The 18,313-nt window shown below is 59.3% G+C and carries 20 protein-coding genes and 1 tRNA gene; 17 read left to right on the top strand and 4 right to left on the bottom strand.

What is annotated here, in order from left to right; genetic code table 11:
• Positions 1 to 30 precede the first annotated feature (30 nt).
• A complete protein-coding gene (locus EGI20_RS07205; protein ID WP_498630851.1) occupies positions 31 to 2,031 on the bottom strand; it encodes a UvrD-helicase domain-containing protein in 2,001 nt (666 codons plus the stop codon).
• A gap of 115 nt (positions 2,032 to 2,146) precedes the next feature.
• Between EGI20_RS07205 and EGI20_RS07200 the strand changes: the two genes are divergently transcribed.
• Positions 2,147 to 2,965: a symmetrical bis(5'-nucleosyl)-tetraphosphatase gene (locus tag EGI20_RS07200; RefSeq protein ID WP_498630849.1), complete on the top strand. Its 819-nt coding sequence runs from the start codon at positions 2,147 to 2,149 to the stop codon at positions 2,963 to 2,965.
• Here the strand turns inward: EGI20_RS07200 and EGI20_RS07195 are convergent.
• Positions 2,895 to 3,725: a lysophospholipid acyltransferase family protein gene (locus tag EGI20_RS07195; protein ID WP_498630847.1), complete on the bottom strand. Its 831-nt coding sequence runs from the start codon at positions 3,723 to 3,725 to the stop codon at positions 2,895 to 2,897. The two genes, EGI20_RS07200 and EGI20_RS07195, sit on opposite strands and share 71 nt — an antisense overlap.
• Before the next feature lie 38 nt (positions 3,726 to 3,763).
• Positions 3,764 to 4,582 (bottom strand): bifunctional DNA-formamidopyrimidine glycosylase/DNA-(apurinic or apyrimidinic site) lyase, encoded by an 819-nt coding sequence (gene mutM / locus EGI20_RS07190; RefSeq protein WP_498630845.1) that lies wholly within the window; start codon positions 4,580 to 4,582, stop codon positions 3,764 to 3,766.
• A 59-nt stretch (positions 4,583 to 4,641) separates the two neighbouring features.
• Here mutM and EGI20_RS07185 point away from each other — a divergent pair, with 59 nt between their 5' ends.
• From EGI20_RS07185 to EGI20_RS07110, 16 genes are all read left to right on the top strand, one after another.
• Positions 4,642 to 6,372 carry a tetratricopeptide repeat protein gene (locus EGI20_RS07185; RefSeq protein ID WP_498630843.1) on the top strand — a complete coding sequence of 577 codons (1,731 nt, stop codon included), beginning with the start codon at positions 4,642 to 4,644 and terminating at the stop codon, positions 6,370 to 6,372.
• Positions 6,369 to 6,944, top strand: coding sequence for an outer membrane lipoprotein LolB (locus EGI20_RS07180; protein ID WP_498630841.1), 576 nt, complete (start codon positions 6,369 to 6,371; stop codon positions 6,942 to 6,944). Before EGI20_RS07185 ends, EGI20_RS07180 begins: the two co-directional genes overlap by 4 nt.
• Positions 6,941 to 7,792 carry a 4-(cytidine 5'-diphospho)-2-C-methyl-D-erythritol kinase gene (ispE, locus tag EGI20_RS07175; protein WP_498630840.1) on the top strand — a complete coding sequence of 284 codons (852 nt, stop codon included), beginning with the start codon at positions 6,941 to 6,943 and terminating at the stop codon, positions 7,790 to 7,792. Before EGI20_RS07180 ends, ispE begins: the two co-directional genes overlap by 4 nt.
• 12 nt (positions 7,793 to 7,804) lie before the next feature.
• Positions 7,805 to 7,879 (top strand) — tRNA-Gln (locus tag EGI20_RS07170).
• Between the two features lie 77 nt (positions 7,880 to 7,956).
• The gene (locus EGI20_RS07165; protein ID WP_124735426.1) at positions 7,957 to 8,940 is read left to right on the top strand and encodes a ribose-phosphate pyrophosphokinase; all 984 of its coding nucleotides are present in this window, start codon (positions 7,957 to 7,959) and stop codon (positions 8,938 to 8,940) included.
• Positions 8,941 to 8,999: 59 nt separating this feature from the next.
• Positions 9,000 to 9,575 (top strand): 50S ribosomal protein L25/general stress protein Ctc, encoded by a 576-nt coding sequence (locus EGI20_RS07160; protein ID WP_124735427.1) that lies wholly within the window; start codon positions 9,000 to 9,002, stop codon positions 9,573 to 9,575.
• 96 nt (positions 9,576 to 9,671) lie between these two features.
• Positions 9,672 to 10,256 carry an aminoacyl-tRNA hydrolase gene (pth, locus tag EGI20_RS07155; RefSeq protein ID WP_498630837.1) on the top strand — a complete coding sequence of 195 codons (585 nt, stop codon included), beginning with the start codon at positions 9,672 to 9,674 and terminating at the stop codon, positions 10,254 to 10,256.
• On the top strand, positions 10,253 to 10,765 hold the full coding sequence (locus tag EGI20_RS07150) for a GNAT family N-acetyltransferase (RefSeq protein WP_498630836.1): 513 nt from the start codon (positions 10,253 to 10,255) through the stop codon (positions 10,763 to 10,765). The genes pth and EGI20_RS07150 overlap by 4 nt, the downstream gene beginning before the upstream one ends.
• A 64-nt stretch (positions 10,766 to 10,829) precedes the next feature.
• Positions 10,830 to 11,921: a redox-regulated ATPase YchF gene (gene ychF / locus EGI20_RS07145; RefSeq protein ID WP_249616394.1), complete on the top strand. Its 1,092-nt coding sequence runs from the start codon at positions 10,830 to 10,832 to the stop codon at positions 11,919 to 11,921.
• Between the two features lie 70 nt (positions 11,922 to 11,991).
• On the top strand, positions 11,992 to 12,384 hold the full coding sequence (locus EGI20_RS07140) for a hypothetical protein (RefSeq protein ID WP_498630835.1): 393 nt from the start codon (positions 11,992 to 11,994) through the stop codon (positions 12,382 to 12,384).
• Positions 12,385 to 12,491: 107 nt separating this feature from the next.
• Positions 12,492 to 13,271, top strand: coding sequence for a transporter substrate-binding domain-containing protein (locus EGI20_RS07135; protein ID WP_498630833.1), 780 nt, complete (start codon positions 12,492 to 12,494; stop codon positions 13,269 to 13,271).
• A 99-nt stretch (positions 13,272 to 13,370) separates the two neighbouring features.
• Positions 13,371 to 14,030, top strand: a complete 660-nt coding sequence (locus EGI20_RS07130; RefSeq protein ID WP_498630831.1) for an amino acid ABC transporter permease — start codon at positions 13,371 to 13,373, stop codon at positions 14,028 to 14,030.
• A 333-nt stretch (positions 14,031 to 14,363) separates the two neighbouring features.
• Positions 14,364 to 15,458, top strand: a complete 1,095-nt coding sequence (locus EGI20_RS07125) for a M14 family metallopeptidase (protein ID WP_498630829.1) — start codon at positions 14,364 to 14,366, stop codon at positions 15,456 to 15,458.
• Positions 15,459 to 15,561: 103 nt separating this feature from the next.
• Positions 15,562 to 15,975 carry a YidB family protein gene (locus EGI20_RS07120; RefSeq protein WP_498630827.1) on the top strand — a complete coding sequence of 138 codons (414 nt, stop codon included), beginning with the start codon at positions 15,562 to 15,564 and terminating at the stop codon, positions 15,973 to 15,975.
• 13 nt (positions 15,976 to 15,988) lie between these two features.
• Positions 15,989 to 16,384, top strand: a complete 396-nt coding sequence (locus EGI20_RS07115) for a YidB family protein (protein WP_498630826.1) — start codon at positions 15,989 to 15,991, stop codon at positions 16,382 to 16,384.
• A 71-nt stretch (positions 16,385 to 16,455) separates the two neighbouring features.
• Positions 16,456 to 17,700, top strand: coding sequence for a TIGR03862 family flavoprotein (locus EGI20_RS07110; RefSeq protein ID WP_498630824.1), 1,245 nt, complete (start codon positions 16,456 to 16,458; stop codon positions 17,698 to 17,700).
• A 3-nt stretch (positions 17,701 to 17,703) separates the two neighbouring features.
• On the opposite strand, the gene EGI20_RS07105 is transcribed toward EGI20_RS07110, so the two are convergent.
• Positions 17,704 to 18,313, bottom strand: a 610-nt coding sequence (locus EGI20_RS07105) for a peptidoglycan DD-metalloendopeptidase family protein (protein ID WP_498630822.1), incomplete at its 5' end; no start/stop codon positions are given.

The following is an 18,313-nucleotide window of genomic DNA, read 5'->3' as shown; positions in this document are numbered from 1 at the left end:
GAAATTCGGGATGGCTGGCTATTCAGTCCTTTATTTTTTCTTCAAGTCCAGCATGGCCGATAGCCCGGCCAGCCGCGATTTGCCTTCGTTCTTGCTGACGATGGGCTCGGCACCGGGGCGGCCGAAGTGGCGGATGTCGTCACCGCTGATTTCGTCGATAAAGCGCGATGGGTCGACAAACTGCCAGTCGCCGGCACGCTTGCGTTTGACGCAGTAGCTCAGGGTGAGGCTGCGCTGGGCGCGGGTGATGCCGACATACATCAGCCGCCGTTCTTCCTCGACCATGCCGTTATCCACCGACTCGCTATGCGGCAGGATGCCTTCCTCGCAGCCGACCAGAAACACATGCGGATACTCCAGCCCTTTGGAGGCATGCAGGGTCGACATCTTGACCGCGTCCACATCGCCTTCGTCGCGTCCTTCCAGCATGGTGATCAGCGCGATAGTCTGGCTCAGTTCGATCAGGTTCTTGCCGTCGGCCTCGCCTTTCTTGGCCAGCCATGCCACCAGCTCCAGCACGTTTTTCCACTTGGTTTCGGCGATGCGCGGGCTGTCTTCGCTGTCGAATAGCCACACTTCGTAGCCGATGGCACCCAGCATCTCCATGACCAGGGGGCCGGCATCTTCACGTGTGGCGCGGTATTGCAGGGTGTTGATGAAGTGGCAGAACTGCTCCAGCGGAGCCAGTTGTGCAGCCTGCACTTGCTGCTGGAAGCCGGTTTCCTGCGCGGCGGCAAACAGGCTGTTATGGCGCTGCCCGGCCCAGGCGCCCAGCTTTTCCAGTGTGGCGGCGCCGACGCCGCGTTTGGGTGTGGTCAGCGCGCGGATAAAGGCCGGGTCGTCATTCGGGTTGGTAATCAGACGCATATAGGACAGCACGTCCTTGATCTCGGGCTTGTCGAAGAAGCTTTGCCCGCCCGACATCTGGTAGGGCACTTTCTGGTTGCGCAGCGCCTGTTCGAAGATGCGGGCCTGATAGTTGCCGCGATAGAGGATGGCGTAGTCCTTGAATTCGGTACGGTGTTCGAACTTGTGCGCCAACAGGCGCTGCACCACGATTTCGGCCTCGCTTTCCTCATCCTTGCATTGCACCACATGGATGGGTTCGCCCAGACCCAGTTCGCTCCACAGTTGTTTTTCGAACAGCTTGGGGTTGTTGGCGATGACCGAGTTGGCGGCGCGCAGGATGCGTACGCTGGAGCGGTAGTTCTGCTCCAGCTTGATGATTTTGAGTTTGGGAAAGTCGGTTTGCAGCAGGCGCAGGTTTTCCATATTGGCGCCGCGCCAGGCATAGATGCTCTGGTCGTCATCGCCCACTGCGGTAAACATGCCGCGCGCGCCGGTTAAGAGTTTCACCATCTGGTACTGGCAGGTATTGGTGTCCTGATATTCGTCTAGCAGCAGATAGCGCAGCTTGGCTTGCCATTTGGCCAGCACCTCAGGATGGTTGCGGAACAGTTCGACCGGCAGGCGGATCAGGTCATCAAAATCCATCGCCTGATAGGCGGTGAGCGTGGCCTGATAGCTCAGATAAACACGCGCGCACACCATTTCCCAGTCGTTGGCGGCCTCGGTGATCATCTCGTCCGGGGTGATAAAGTTGTTTTTCCACAACGAGATCTGGCTTTGCACCTTGCGCACTTCATCCTTGGCCGTGCTTTTCAGGACGTCGGAGATGATCTTGCCGGCATCGTACGAATCGAGAATGGAGAACTGCGGCTTGTAACCCAGATGTGGCGCTTCCTGGCGCAGGATTTGCATCCCCAGCGAGTGGAAGGTCGAAACCGTCAGGCCGCGCACTTCGTCGGCCGTCATCAGTTTGCTGACCCGCTCCATCATTTCGCGCGCCGCCTTGTTGGTAAAGGTGATGGCGGCGATATTGCGTGCGTTCATGCCGCCGTGGCGGATCAGGTGGGCGATCTTGAAGGTAATCACGCGCGTCTTGCCCGAGCCTGCACCGGCCAGTACCAGCAGGGGGCCGTCAAGATAGTGGATTGCTTCGCGTTGCGGGGTGTTCAGTTGTGCGGACATGGTGATTCGGCTATTCGGCAAGAGGGGCGGGCGGGGCGCTGTGCACGCAAGCGCTGCATTTTAGCACGATGCCTTGCGCTATCATGGCGGCGCGCAATCAACCATAAGGATGGGCATGTCTACCTACGCTATCGGCGATATCCAGGGCTGTTTCGCCCCTTTCATGCAGTTGCTGCAGCGTATCGAGTTTAATCCCGGGCGCGATACGCTGTGGCTGACCGGTGATCTGGTCAACCGTGGCCCCGATTCGCTGGCGGTACTGCGCTGGGTGTTCCAGCACCGCGACTGTGTACAGATCGTGCTGGGCAACCATGATCTGCATCTGCTGGCGCTGTCCGAAGGTTTCGGCAAGCCGGGGCGGGGCGATACCTTGCTCGATATTCTCAAGGCCAGTGACGGCAAGCTGCTGCTGGACTGGCTGCGTTGCCAGCCGCTGATGGTCGAAGGGCGGGGCTATGCCATGGTGCACGCCGGACTGATGCCCGAGTGGACGGTCTCGCGGGCGCTGGGTCTGGCCGCCGAGGTGGAGAGCGCGCTCACCGGCAAGGATTTTCACGCTTTTCTGGGCAAGATGTATGGCAACAAGCCGGTGCGCTGGCGTGATGAACTCAAGGGCATGGACCGTTTGCGCATGATCGTCAATGCAATGACGCGCATGCGCTTTCTCAACCGCGATGGCGAGATCGATTTTGCCTATAAGGGGGAGTTGCCGGATGCGCCGGCCGGCTTGCAGCCCTGGTTTGCGGCCAAGGCGCGGCAAAGCGCCGGCACGCCGCTGATCTTCGGCCACTGGTCGGCGCTGGGCCTGCACCTGACCGAAGATATTCTGGGGCTGGATAGCGGCTGCCTGTGGGGCGGCAGCCTTACTGCGTTACGGCTTGAGGACAGGCAAGTGTTTGCCGAGCCGTGTCCGGTGTATCGTCAGATAGATTAAGCCCGGACAGAATTTCGCGCCGTGCGGCATTGGAAATGGCAAAACGGCTGGCCAGCTCGCCTTCTCCAGCCTGTAGCGATTGGCCGTAATGCAGCTCGACCACCAGTTTTTTCATGCTCAGCAGGCGCTTCAGGATCAGGCCGAAGCTATGGTCGCCGACATAGGACAGCGTGTCGGTTTGCTGGCCGTGGGCATCCAGATAGCGGATCGCCACCGGCTGCACCCGGCTCTTGGCCAGTAGCGCGGACTCGAACAAGGATGCCTTGAACGGCAGCAGGCCGAAACCGTCGCTGGTGGTCCCTTCGGGAAACACCGACATGCAGCCGCCCTGGCTTAGCGCATCGGCCAGCTGGCCATTGATGCGGCTGGCGTCGCGCCGGTTGCTGCGGTCGATAAACAGTGTGCCGCCATTCTTGGCCATGGTGCCGACGATGGGCCAGTCGCGGATTTCCTTTTTTGCCACAAAGCGCGACACCGTTCCGCTGCTGAGCGCAATAATGTCCAGCCATGAGACATGGTTGGCCACCAGAAGCGTATTGGGCGGGTAAAAACCCGGGTTATCGCCGCTAATGCGCACTTCCACGCCGAAGATGGACAGCATCTTGCGTGCCCAGGCGCGGGTAATCACTGCGCGTTCGGCATTGGCCAGATGAGGGTAGCGTACGGCCAGAATAAAAAAGCCGTGGGCGATATGGCTGCCCATGCGCACAAGGCGCGCGAGCCGGGTCAGAAGAGAGGCTTTGGGGTGTGTCGGGGTCAAAATAAGCGGGCTTTCTGGAGCAATGACAGGCAAGCACTCTAGCACGGCTGGCAATGCGGGCAAAAGAAGCTGCTGCGCTGGCCCTGGCGAATCTGCCGTATCGGACTGCCGCAGCGCAGGCAGGGCTGTTCGCTGCGACCATAGACAAAATAACTCTGCTGGAAGTAGCCGGGTTTGCCTATGGCGTCGACAAAATCGCGCAAGGTGCTGCCGCCGGCGGCGATGGCGCGGGTGAGCACTGCCTTGATTTCAGCGGCCAGTGTCGCGCATTCGGCCTCTGTCAGGCTGGCGGCGGGCCGGGTCGGGGCGATGCCGGCATGAAACAGCGCCTCGTTGGCGTAGATATTGCCAACGCCCACCACGACGTGATTATCCATGATGACCAGCTTGATGGCGCTGCTGCGCTTGCGTGTCGCCCGAAGCAGTGTGGCGCCGTCAAAATCATTCGCCAGCGGCTCCGGCCCGAGTTTGGCTAGTAGCGGGTGCAGCGTGGCGGGGCCGTATTGCCACAGCACGGCACCGAAGCGGCGCGGATCGCGGTAGCGTAAAATCTGGCCGTTATCCAGTATCAGATCGACGTGGTCGTGCTTTTCGACCGCAGTTGCCGGCGTAACAAAGCGCAGGCTGCCCGACATGCCCAAGTGGATGATGAGCGTGCCTTGTTCGCATTCGATCAATAGATACTTGGCGCGTCGACCCACCTCCAGAATGCGCTGGCCGCAGAGGATGGCGCCAAGGCCGGGATCGATAGGCCAGCGCAAGGATGGATTGCGCACCACAAGGGTGCTGATGTGCGTGCCCGTCAGCTGGTTCTGGATGCCGCGGCGCGTGGTTTCGACTTCTGGTAGTTCAGGCATGGTGAATATCCGGATAAGGCCATGCTATTCTACGCGCTCACCCGGGAAATTGATCGAGCATGAAACCTCATTCTGCATTGCTGCCTTTGTTTACCTTGCTGGCCCTGTCCGGCTGCGCGTCTTCGCGCCTGGCCCGCATCGAGCCTGCTCCTGTTGCAGTGGCGTCCAGCGAGAGTGCGCGCGCAGAGGCGGCCTTGCCGCATCTGTCTTTGTCGCCGCAGCTTTTCTACGGCGTGATTATCAGCGAGATTGCCGCCCAGCGTGGGGGCGCCGGCGCCTCGGCCCAGACCTATCTCGAGCTGGCGCGCGAGGCACGCGATCCGCGTCTGGCGCAGCGCGCGGCCGAGTTTGCCATGTTGTCCGGCCAGTTGGAGACGGCTTCGCAGGCCTTGACGCTCTGGGTGGAGCTTGACCCAGCCTCCGAGAATGCGCGCGAGCAGTTGTTTATTGCATTGCTGCGTAGCGGCAAGCTGGCACAAAGTCGCCCGCTGATCGAAGGCTTGCTGGCCACCCGTCCCGAGCGGGCACCTGCCGTATTTGTCCAGTTGGCCAGGCTGACTGCACGCCAGCCGGACAAGGCCGCGGCCTACCAGTTAACCCGCGACCTGGCTGCGGGCTATCCCGAGTTGCCCGAGGCGCGTTTTGCCTTGCTGGCGGTGGCCGCCGAGGCGGGTGACCAGGCGGCGATGGCGCAGGAAATGGATGCACTGGCGCGTCTGGCGCCGAAATGGGACTTGCCGGTCGCCTGGCTGGTTGACCGTTTGCGTCGCGACCAGCCTGAAGCCGCGCTTGCCTTGCTCAAAAACGAGCTTGCGCGGCGGCCGGAGGCCGCGCTGGAAATCCGCCTGGCTTATCCGCGGCTCTTGGTCAGCGCCAAGCGCTTTGCCGAGGCGCGCGACAATTTTGCCGAATTGCTGAAACGCTATCCGAACCAGCCCGATGTCTTGTATGCGCTGGGCTTGCTGTCATTCCAGTTGCGCGAGCTGGAAGCGGCAGTGCCTTATCTGGAGCAGGCGCTCAAGGCTGGCCATCCGGAGACGGATTATTTGCGCCTGACGTTGGGGCAGGTCAATCAGGAACTGGGTCGTGAGGACGAGGCGCGGCGCTGGTATACGGCGGTCGGGCAGGGCGAACATTATTTGCCAGCCCAGGTGCGCCTGGCTGTGCTGGACGCCAAGGGCGACAATGTCGCACAGGTGCTGGCACGTATGAACAGCATGGGTACGAGCGAGCAGGAAAAAATCCAGGTCGCCCTGTTCCAGTCGCAGATTGCCCGCCAGCAACAGCGGCTGGATCTGGCCGAGCTGAATCTGGACCGGGCACTGGCCAGCGAGCCTCGGGCGCCCGAGCTTTTATACGAGCGGGCGCTGGTGCTGGAGATGCAGGGCAAGTTTGCCGCTGCCGAGCGTGATCTCAAGGCTTATCTGCAGGAAAAGCCGGATGATGCACAAGGCTTGAACGCGCTGGGCTATTTGCTGGCCAACCGCACCACACGCTATCGCGAGGCGCTGGCATTGATTAGCCGTGCGCATAAGGCCGACCCGGACAGTGCGATGATTCTGGACAGCCTGGGCTGGGTGAATTTCAAGCTGGGCCGCTATGCTGACGCCGTGCGCTATCTGCAAAAAGCCTATCAGGGCTTGCCTGACCCGGAAGTCGCCGCCCACTTAGGCGAGGCGTTATGGCAGGCCGGGCGCAAGGATGAGGCGCTTGCCATATGGCGCAAGGCGCAGGCAGCCTTTCCGCAGCACGAAGTATTGCTGGAAACCATCAAGAGACTGGCTCCATGAGTTTGCCCCGTGCGCTCTGTCTGACGCTGGCCTTGCTGCTGGGGGGCTGTGCCAGCCGCGAATTGCCGTTTCATGCACCGCTGGAAGCCGTACCGGTTGATGCGCCGTTTAATCTGTCCGGTCGTTTATCGGTCAAAGCCGGCGGCAAGGGGCAGCTGGCACGCTTTGACTGGACGCATGCGCCGGCGCGTGACGAGTTGTCGGTCAATACGCCGCTGGGCACCACGGTTGCACGGGTGACGCGCGACGCAGCGGGTGTGTTGCTGCTGGCTGACGGCAAAAGCTGGCATGCGGCCGATGTCGAGGCGCTGACCGAACAGGTGCTGGGCTGGCCCTTGCCGCTGGCTAACCTCGCTTGGTGGGTGCGCGGCCGCGCCGCGCCCGGCGTGCCGCATGAATTTTTGGCCGATGGTGCACTCGTGCAGCAAGGCTGGACCATACGTTTTGTTTCCGATGAACCGGGTGCGGCCTATCCGCAGCGCATCGACCTGGTGCGTGACGATATCTCGCTGCGCGTCGTTGCCAGCGAATGGCGCACGCCTTCTATCCATTTACCTGCCATCTTGCCATGAACGAGAATTACCTCGCCTTTGCCGCGCCAGCCAAACTCAACCTCTCCTTGCATATCGTGGGCAAGCGCGCCGATGGCTACCATTTGCTGGACACCGTATTTCGCTTTATCGATCTGGCCGACACCATAGAGCTGGCCGTGCGTGACGATGGCGAGATTGTGCTGGTCAATCCTTTGCCGGGTGTGCCGGCCGAATCGGACCTGACGGTACGCGCAGCACGCTTGCTGCAGCAATATAGCGGCTCGACGCTGGGGGTAAATATCCGCGTCAGCAAACGCATTCCCATGGGCGGTGGCTTGGGCGGCGGCAGCTCGGATGCTGCCACGGTTTTGCTCGCATTAAACCGTTTATGGCAGACAGACCTGACGCGCGAACAATTGATGGTATTGGGTTTGCAGCTAGGGGCCGATGTGCCTGTTTTTATTTTTGGACGTAATGCGCGGGCGACCGGAATAGGTGAAGAACTCAGTGAAATCAAGGCTTTGCCGGCCTGGTATGTGGTGCTTCACCCCGGAGTTAATGTGCCTACAGCCGAAGTTTTTAAAACTTTTTCACAAAAGGTGTTGACAGGGCAAGACGAGGTGGGCATAATGCGAATCCTCAAAACAACGCAGCAACAACGAAACGCGCTGCAGCAAGTTGTTTGTGAGATGTACCCGGCGGTGAGCGAGGCTGTGAGCGAGCTAAGCAAATACGGTTCACCGCTGATGACTGGATCCGGAAGTTGTGTGTTTCTGGAATGTCAGTCAGAAAGCCAGGCAAACAGAATTTATACGGCAGTGTCGGCTAGATTCAACGGGTTTGTGACCAGAGGTTTGAGTCAGCATCCGTTGTACGACAAGGTCTGATATCAGTTTTACTGGGGAGTCGCCAAGTGGTAAGGCACCGGATTTTGATTCCGGCATTCGTAGGTTCGATCCCTACCTCCCCAGCCAGAAATCAAAAGCAAAAAAGCGAGTAAGTCATTCTTACTCGCTTTTTCTTTATTCAGCTCAGTGACAGGCGATTGGTGATGGCGGCTTACGATAGTTTGATGGTTTTTACCGGAACAGCAAATCCGGACCTCGCGCAAAACGTGGTTAAACACCTTGATATCTCGATGGGACGTGCCGATGTTGGCAAGTTCAGCGATGGTGAGGTCGCGGTGGAGCTACTGGAGAACGTACGCGGTCGCGACGTTTTTATTCTGCAGTCGACCTGTGCGCCGACCAACGACAATCTGATGGAAATCCTCACCATGGCCGACGCGCTCAAACGCGCTTCGGCCGGTCGTATTACTGCAGCCATCCCTTACTTCGGCTATGCCCGTCAGGATCGCCGTCCGCGTTCCGCCCGGGTGCCGATTACTGCCAAACTGGTCGCCAATATGCTGACCAGCTCCGGCATCGACCGCGTGCTGACCGTTGATCTGCACGCCGACCAGATCCAGGGCTTCTTCGATATGCCGGTGGACAATGTCTACGCGACACCTGTGTTGCTGAAAGACATTCGTGCCCAGCGCATCGAAGACCTGATCGTGGTCAGCCCCGATGTCGGCGGCGTGGTGCGTGCGCGTGCTGTTGCCAAAGCATTGAATACCGACCTTGCCATTATCGACAAGCGTCGTCCCAAGGCCAATGTGGCCGAGGTGATGAATATCATCGGTGATGTATCGGGCCGTACCTGCCTGATCGTCGACGATATGATCGATACCGCCAACACCCTGTGCAAGGCAGCATCCGCGCTGAAAGAGCGCGGTGCCGAGCGTGTGCTGGCGTATGCGACTCATGCCATTTTCTCCGGCCAGGCCGTAGAACGCATTACCAATTCGGACATCGACCAGGTTGTGGTGACAGACACCATCCCGTTGTCGGCTGCCGCGAGACAGAGCCCGCGCATTCGCGTGGTATCCATCGCCGGCCTGATTGCGGAAACACTGCGTCGCATCAACAACGAAGAGTCGGTGTCCTACCTCTTCAATGAGGATCTGGTTTCGACAGGCGCTTGCCTGCCGTAACGGCATGGCCACTGGTCGCGGTGGCATGCTGCTTTTAACGTGAAATATAAGGAAATACCATGTCTTACGAACTGATTGCTGCTAAGCGCGAAGAGCTGGGTACGGGTGCGAGCCGCCGCCTGCGTCACGCTAGCAAACTGCCTGCGATTGTTTACGGCGACAACAAGGATGCTGTATCCATCACTATGGATCACAACCCAATGTTCTACGCGTTGAAAGAAGAAGCTTTCCACGCCAGCGTAATCGATCTGGTGATCGATGGCGCCAAAGAACAGGTTCTGCTGCGCGACTTCGTGATGCACCCGGTTAAGCCAATGGTGATGCACGCTGACTTCCAGCGCGTGAACCCGAACGAAAAAGTACACGTTAAAGTGCCTCTGCACTTCGTTGGCGCCGATGTATGCCCAGCTGTCAAGCTGCATAGCGGCCGTATCTCCCACGTGACCACCGAAGTAGACGTGCGCACCCTGCCAGCTAACCTGCCTTCGTCGATCTCGGTTGACCTGTCGGCTATGGTTGCCGGCCAGATCGTTCATCTGTCCGATCTGAAACTGCCAGAAGGCGTTGAAATTGTTGCTCTGGCACGTGGCGATAACGCTACCGTTGCTTCGGCTTCCGGTGTGATCGTCGAGTAATTCGGCGCAAAAGCATCAGGCTCGCTGTGTCCCTTACGGGTACAGCGGGCTTTTTTATTGGGCAGCGAGTTTGGCCCTGTCTGATTGGAATGTGCGATGTCCACAATTCGCCTGATTGTCGGCCTGGGCAACCCCGGGGCCGAATATGAAAAAACCCGCCATAATGCTGGCTTCTGGCTGGTGGATGAACTGGCGTGGAAGCTCAAGGCACCGCAGCTTGGCCCCGAGGGCAAGTTCTTTGGCGAGGCAGGCCGGGTCAAGCTGGACGGCGAAGATCTGTGGCTGCTCAAGCCCATGACCTTTATGAATCTGTCCGGCCAGTCGGTCGGCGCTTTGGCGCGTTTTTACAAGATTGCGCCGGAAGAAGTGCTGGTCGTGCATGATGAGCTTGATCTTGAGCCTGGCGTCGCCAAACTCAAGCAGGGCGGTGGTCATGGCGGTCATAACGGTCTGAAGGATATTATCGCCAAGCTGGGTACGCCTAACTTTTGGCGCTTGCGCATCGGCATCGGCCACCCGGGCGATCGTGCCGAGGTGGTCAACTTCGTACTGAAAAAACCACGCGCCGAAGAGCAGCAAGAGATTGATGATGCGATTGGCCGTGCGCTGGCAGTTCTGCCGCAGGTCATTGCCGGCGACATGCCCGGCGCGATGAAGGTCCTGCATACCGTAGCCAAGTGAGCGGGCTTTCTATCCGCCCTTTTGCTCAGGAGAATGCGGCAGAACTGCGTGCGGTATTCGAGTCATCGGTGCATGGTCTGGCCTGCCGCGATTACACGCCAGCCCAGTGCATGGCCTGGGCACCGGCGCTGGATGCGCAGCAATACTTGCACTGGTGCGACAGCATGGCGCATCTGTCGCCATATGTCGTCAGGCGGGATGGCCGCATTGTGGCTTATGCCGACTTGCAGAACGACGGTCTGATTGACCATTTTTTCGTGGCTGCATCCGCTGCAGGATGCGGAGTCGGGCGCCGCTTGCTGGCCTTCTTGCTGCAGGAGGCGCAGAGGCGTGATTTAGCGCGTGTGTACGCCGACGTCAGCCTGCGTGCCGAGGCTTTATTTGCCCACCAAGGTTTTGTCGTGATAGAGCGACGTCTGGTGCTAAAGCGGGGCGAGCAGTTTGCCAATGCCCGCATGGTGTGGCAGTCGCCCTGTGCGCGCCAAGACAAAGCACCGCTATTGCGGTGATACAATCCTAAACATTCGACGCCAGCCGGCTGGGCTGGGCGCCATCCTATACGAGGAAATCCCCATGAGTTTGCAATGCGGCATCGTCGGCCTGCCCAACGTCGGCAAGTCCACCCTGTTTAACGCCCTGACCAAGGCTGGTATCGAAGCGGCTAACTATCCGTTCTGCACCATCGAGCCTAACGTCGGCATCGTGGAAGTACCGGACCCGCGTCTGGCTGCACTATCCAAGATCATCAACCCGCAAAAAATCCAGCCTGCCATTGTCGAGTTCGTCGATATCGCCGGTCTGGTGGCGGGCGCATCCAAGGGTGAAGGCCTGGGCAACCAGTTCCTGGCCAATATCCGTGAAACCGATGCCATCGTGAATGTGGTGCGCTGCTTTGACGACGACAATGTGATCCACGTTGCCGGCAAGGTCGACCCGATTGCCGACCTGGAAACCATCGGTATCGAGCTGGCACTGGCCGATATGTCGGCAGTGGAAAAAGCCATCGTACGCGAAAGCAAGAAGGGCCGTTCCGGTGACAAAGACGCGCAAAAGCTGGTAGCGTTGCTGGAAAAACTGCTGCCGCACCTGAACGAAGGCAAGCCGGTACGCGGCTTCAAGCTGGACGACGAAGAGCGTGCCATGCTCAAGCCGCTGTGCTTGCTGACCATTAAGCCTGCGATGTATGTGGCCAACGTGGCCGAAGACGGCTTCGAAAATAACCCGCATCTGGACAAGCTCAAGGCGCTGGCCGAGGCCGAGGGCGCACCGGTGGTTGCGGTATGTGCGGCCATCGAGTCCGAAATCGCCGATCTGGATGACGCGGACAAGGCCGAGTTCCTCGCCGATATGGGTCTGGAAGAGCCGGGTCTGGATCGCCTGATCCGCGGTGCTTACAAGCTCCTGGGCTTGCAGACCTACTTCACCGCCGGGGTGAAGGAAGTGCGTGCCTGGACTATCCATGTCGGCGACACCGCGCCACAGGCCGCCGGTGTGATCCACACCGATTTCGAGCGCGGCTTTATCCGTGCGCAGACCATTTCCTACGACGACTTTATCGCCTACGGCGGCGAAGCCAAGGCCAAGGAAGCGGGCAAGATGCGTGCCGAAGGCAAGGACTATGTGGTGCAGGATGGTGATGTGCTGAACTTCCTGTTCAACGTCTAAGTCTTATCCGCACGATCAACAGCCCGGCAGCTTATCCTTGCCGGGCTGTTGTCATTTCAGGGAGAGGTTCATGGCCATCAGTTGGTTGGCAGTGTTGAAAAGCGTGCCGTGGTCGGAGGTCGTCAGCAATGCGCCGGTGATTGCCGAAGGCGCGCGCAAGTTGTGGAAAAAAACCCGGGCCAAGGCACCAGAGCCGGTCGAGGTTATCGTGCCGCAAAGCGATGCGGCAGCCGCCGATGACCCGCTATTGGCTCGGATGGATGCACGCATGGTGGCGCTGGAGCAGGGGCTGGCCGAGGTGCAGCAGCAGTTGCAGGCCTCAAGCGAGCTGGTCAAACAACTAGCCGAACAGAATGCGCAGCTGATTACGCGCGTGAGCATTCTGCGTCGCCGGGTGCTGTGGGGCGCTGCCGTAGTATTTGCCCTCCTGATCTGGCTCTTGCTGCGTAGTTTCGCTGGCTAAGTGGTGTTTACTTATTTGTCGTTTGGGGCTGGAGTAAAGGGGCGAGTCTTGTTATAGTCTGCAATTGAATATTGCATTCAATATATATAACTCAAGGTTATTACGATATGAAGAAAAGCCTGCCCCTTATTGCCATGCTGCTGCTGGGTTCCCATGCCTTTGCTGCAGACCTGCTGGATACCGTCAAGCAGCGCGGTACGCTGATTATTGCGCTGGAAGGCACTTATCCGCCGTTCAACTTCAAAGACAAGCAGCAGCAACTGACCGGTTACGAGGTCGAGTTGGGCAATGAAATTGCCAAGCGCCTGAAGGTGAAGCCGCAGTTTGTTACCGGCGAGTGGAGCGGGCTATTGGCCGGCTTGTCTTCGGGCAAGTTCGATGTGGTGATGAACCAGGTGTCGATTACCGATGCACGCAAGAAGGTCTTTGATTTCAGTCAGCCGTATACCGTTTCCAGTGCCCAGTTGATCGTGCGCAAGAACGAAACCCGCAAGCTGGCCACAGCCGAAGATCTTAAGGGCAAGAAAATCGGTGTAGGTCAGGGTAGTAATTACGCCGATCTGGCTAAGGGCATGGCCGGGGTTGAGGTCAAGACCTACCCGGGTGCGCCTGAATACCTGCAGGATCTGGCCACTGGCCGCGTCGATGCCGCGCTGAACGACAGCCTGCTGATTCCGTTTGCCATCAAGGAGTCGCGTCTGCCAGTTAAGGCTGGTGCGCCGGTTGGCGGGCTGACGCAGATGGGTATTCCGTTTGCGCGTAATAATCCGCAGTTCAAGGCCGCGCTGGACAAGACCTTGTCTGCGATGCAGGCTGACGGCACGCTGCGCAAGATCTCGACCAAGTGGTTTGGCACCGATGTATCCAAAGCGCCACAAGCGCGCTGATCTGGCGCTATGATTTGATTTATTTATTGGTGTAGTGCACGCCCCGCCCACGCGGGGCGTGCTGTTTTATGTGTGCCGCGTAATGCGGGAGGATGTGCAATGGAGTGGTTGGAACTGTTCGAGCTGGCTTTGCCGGTCATGCTCAAGGGTGCGTTATATACGCTGATGTTTGCCTTGGTCAGCATGGTGCTGGGCTTGATGCTGGGTTTTAGCGTGGCCTTGGTACGCGTGGCGCGCTTGCCGGTACTTAGCCAGATCGCGGCGGTGTACGTCAGCGCCATGCGTGGCACCCCTTTGCTGGTGCAGATTTTCGTTATCTATTACGGCCTGCCCGGTATCGGCATCGAGTTCGATCCGGTGAGTGCTGGCATACTGGCGCTGACGCTGAATGTGTCTGCTTATCTGTCCGAGAGCATGCGTGGCGCCATTGTCGGCGTGAGCCAGGGCCAGTGGCAGGCGGCACAGTCGCTGGGCTTTGGCTGGTGGCAGAGCATGCGTTACATCATCGCGCCGCAAGCTTTGCGTCTGGCTGTTCCCAGCCTGTCCAACAGCCTGATTTCGCTGATCAAGGATACCTCGCTGGTTTCGGTGATCACGGTGACCGAGCTGATGTTGGCGACCAAGGAAGTCATCGCACAAACCTTCCAGCCCCTGCCTTTGTATCTGGCGGCGGCAGGCATTTACTGGGTCTTGAGTGCCAGTTTCGAGCGGGTGCAAAAGCGGGTGGAGGCAAGGCTGGAGGCTTCATACCGGCGTTGATATCCCGGCTGTTTCGGGCTGACTATTTGTATCTTTGAAACAGGGCAGGACATCATGGCAAGCCGGCATGTGGCGCTCACAGAACCTTATTACCGCCTTGGCTTTTAGTTGGCGACGCGGCATTCAGGGCAAGGGAATCGCGAATTTTAAATTTTCATTGTGATAAAAACTTCGCATTAATAGTTATTTGGTTGACGATGAGCAAATTATTTTAAGATGATTTGAGTATAGTGAGAGCCAGATTGAGTACCGTTTATTGCCCGTCATCAGGCCGGGCACTGGTACTGAGCGCAATATTTCCCTTATCTGGTTTTACATCATCGGAGATCAAGCATGCGTAAACTGACTCTTGCCGTAAGTCTGGCACTGACCGCGATGGCCGCTCAGGCTGCCACCGTTTACACCGGTGACAAAGTGCAGGGCGTTCCTGTTATTTCGCAACTTGATGTGGCCGACCTTGCGCCGGGCAAAACGCACCGCTTTATGTTCCAGGGCACGAGCGATGGTATCGGCCAGCATTTCTACGTTCCGGTCGTCGTTGCCAAGGGTGCCAAAGCCGGCCCGAAGTTGGTTCTCAACAGCGGCAACCACGGTGACGAAGTCAATGGCATCCGCGCCGTGCAGAAGGTGATGGCTGGCCTCGACGCCGCCAAGCTCTCCGGCACTGTCGTTGCGGTGACCGGCTCCAACCCGAATGCAATCAATCGCGTGACCCGCGAGTGGGCAACCTACAATGACGGCGGCGCGTCGGCCAACTTTAATCGTCTCTTTCCGGGCAAGGAAAAGGGCACTGCGCCCGAGCAGCATGCGTGGCTGATGTGGAACAAGCTGTGGCAGGGTAATGTCGACTATGTGCTCGACTTCCACACCCAGTCGACCGGTACCGATTTCCCGTTCTTCATCTACGCCGACTACCGCGATCCGCGCATCGAGCGCATCGCCGAGCTGTTCCCGGCCGACCAGATCAAGAAGGATCCGGGCGAGAAAGGCTCGACCGAGACCGAATTCGTCAGCGCCAAGATCCCGGCGGTGACGCTGGAACTGGGTTCTCCGCGCAAATTCGACACGGACATGATAGATCGCGGTGTCGAAGGCACCCGCAACGTGATGGTCGACCTGAAGATGATCGACGGCAAGATCGGCCGTACCGCCAAGACTGCCAAGGCTTTTGTTGGTAACGACATGACGACTATCCGCGCAGAGCAGGGCGGCTACGCCGAAATTCTGGTCAAGCTGGGCGATATGGTGAAGAAAGATCAGGTCGTTGCCCGTCAGCTGAACGTGTTTGGCGACAGCGTGAAAGAATACAAGGCACCAGCGGATGGCAAGGTGCTGTCGACCGGTACTGACGCTGTACGCGAACCACGTGGTACGCTGGTACGCCTGCTGATTCAGAACCCTGACGCCAAGTGCGACAAGGGCTGCTGATATCCCTGGCTGTCTAAGCTAAGCCCGCCTGTTTAGGCGGGCTTTTTGGTTTTTTGCGGGCAAAAAACTAGACTGGTAGTTCCTTCACTCGCGAAAGATCATCATGGGACTGCTAGATCAATTAACCGGCGCGCTGGGTAGCGGTGCGGAGGGGGCCGAGGGGCAGGGCGGCCTGATGGGGGCGATGGGCTCGCTGCTGGAGCAAAATGGAGGGTTAGGCGGGCTGGTTGAAAAATTCCAGCAAGGTGGCCTCGGTGATGTCGTGTCGTCATGGATCTCTACCGGCGACAATCAGGCCATTGCGGCATCGCAGATCGAACAGGTACTGGGCAATGAGCAAATCGCGGCGCTGGCCGGCAAGATGGGGCTGGATACGTCGCAAGTGGCACAATCGCTGGCTACCGCCCTGCCGCAACTGGTCGACAAGCTGACGCCTGACGGCGAAGTGCCGGCAGGGAATACCGACTTGCTGTCCCAAGGCTCATCCTTGCTCAAGGGTTTGTTCGGGCAGTCATAGCACAGGAGGCCATATGAAGTGCTTTGACCGTTTGGGCGAATTGATGTCGGGTGAGGGGCGGCACGATGCCGTGATGCGGGCGCTGGCCGTTCTGGTGGACGAGCATGGCGGCCTGGCCGGCCTGGGGCAGCGTTTTCGCGATATCGGCCTGGATGCCGTGCTGGAGTCCTGGCTTGGCAGTGGCGAAAATATGGCATTGACCCCGGCCGATGTGTATATGGCGCTGGGCGAGAAAGCGGTCGGGCAATTTGCCGATATGATGGAAACGACCTCGCTCAATGCGGCCAAAGTCATGGCTGAAGCCTTGCCCGAACTGTTTGACCGGCTGACGCCCAATGGCGAACTGCCCGAGCCGGAAGATGGCTTTGTCAGAATGTTTTCCGTCTTGGGCACGCTGTTTGAACGCTGAACTGGTTTAAAATCCCTGCTTTACCCTCCACGGCCTGAATTTCAGGCCGTGCTTTATTTGAAAGTCCTGCCATGCCCCGCTTAGCGTCCGATCTACGAGTTGCCATTGTCGGCGGGGGGCCGGCCGGCCTGATGGCGGCAGAGCAGATTGCTAGGGCCGGTATCGCGGTCGATGTCTACGATGCCATGCCCTCGGTCGGGCGCAAGTTTTTGCTGGCCGGCGTGGGCGGAATGAATATTACCCATGCCGAGCCGTGGCCGGACTTTGTTGCGCGCTACGGTCAACGGGCCGATCTGCTGCGGCCTTATCTGGATGCTTTCAATGCCGAAGCCTTGCGTGCCTGGGTGCACGGCCTGGGGGTTGAGACTTTTGTCGGCAGTTCGGGCAAGGTTTTCCCGCGCGAAATGAAGGCCGCGCCGCTGCTGCGCGCCTGGCTTAGCCGCTTGCGCGCCATGGGGGTGAACTTTCACCCGCGCCACCGTTGGCAGGGCTGGAGCGATGGGGGCGCTTTGCGTTTTAGTGCGCCCCAAGGCGAGGTGACGGTAGCGGCGGATGCCGTCGTGCTGGCGCTGGGCGGCGGGAGCTGGCGCAAGCTGGGCTCGGATGGTGCCTGGTTGCCGCTACTGCAGGAGAAGGGTGTGGCGGTGGCGGAGCTTGAGCCTTCCAACTGTGGCTTCGAGGCGGGCTGGTCGCCATTTTTTGCCGACAAGTTTGCCGGTGAGGCGCTTAAATCCATCACCGTCACCTTAAGCGATGTAAACGGTGTCAGCGAGACCCGGCGCGGCGGTCTGGTGCTGTCGCGCTATGGTGTCGAAGGCAATCTGATCTATGCCTTGTCTGCACGCTTGCGTGAGCTGATCAAGCGCGATGGTCAGGCGACCTTTTATCTGGATCTGGCACCGGATCGTAGTGCCGACAAGGTTATGCAAGAAGTCGCCCATCCGCGCGGCTCGCGCTCGCTGTCCAGCCATCTGCAAAGCCGGCTGAATCTCAAGGGTGCGCGCATGGGCTTGCTGCGCGAATGCCTGGACAAGGACAGCTTTAACGATGTGGCTAGGCTTTCTGCGGCCATCAAGGCCTTGCCGGTGACGGTCAGCGCGCCGCGCCCGCTGGACGAGGCGATCAGCAGTGCCGGTGGCGTGTGCTTTGCGGCTCTGGATAGCGGCTTGATGCTGCAGCGCTTGCCGGGCGTATTTTGTGCCGGCGAGATGCTGGACTGGGAGGCGCCGACTGGCGGCTATTTGCTGACGGCTTGCCTTGCGACTGGCCGTGCGGCCGGTGCCGGCGTCGTCAACCGGCTCTTGGGCTGCAAGTAGCGCTTAGTTCAGATAAGGCATGGGATCGACCGCCTGGCCGCGGTAGCGCAGTTCGAAGTGCAACTTGGTGCGGTCGGTGCCGCTGCTGCCCATGCTGGCGATGGGTTGGCCACGCCTGACGGTATCGCCTTCTTTGACCCTGAGCGACTGGTTATGGGCATAGGCGCTGAGGAAGGCTTCGTTGTGCTTGATAATGAGCAAGTTGCCGTAAGCGCGTATGCCTTGCCCGGCATAGACCACCTTGCCGGCGCCGGCAGCAAGAATGTCGTCTCCGGGCTTGCCTGCAATATCGATGCCCTTGTTGCGGCTGCTGTAACCTTGAATCAGCTTGCCCTTGGCCGGCCAGCTCAGCGCGATGCTAGCGCTGGCGGGGGCCGGCTTAGGCTTGGCCGCCGGACGCACGGGTGTTGCCGCAGGCTTGCTTGGGCGTGGGCTGCTATTCTGGTTGCTGGCTGCATAGCGTGGCGGCGGGATGATGCGCAGCACCTGCCCCACATTGATGGCATTGCCGGGCAGCCGGTTCCAGCTGCGCAGTTCGCTGACGCTGCGCCCGCTATTGCGCGCAATGCGGTATAGCGTGTCGCCCGCCTGCACACGGTAGTGCCCTGCCGGA

It is taken from the genome of Aquitalea sp. S1-19, assembly GCF_024343515.1.
Note: the sequence above shows the minus strand (reverse complement) of the source record. Positions and strands in the feature narration are given on the sequence as shown.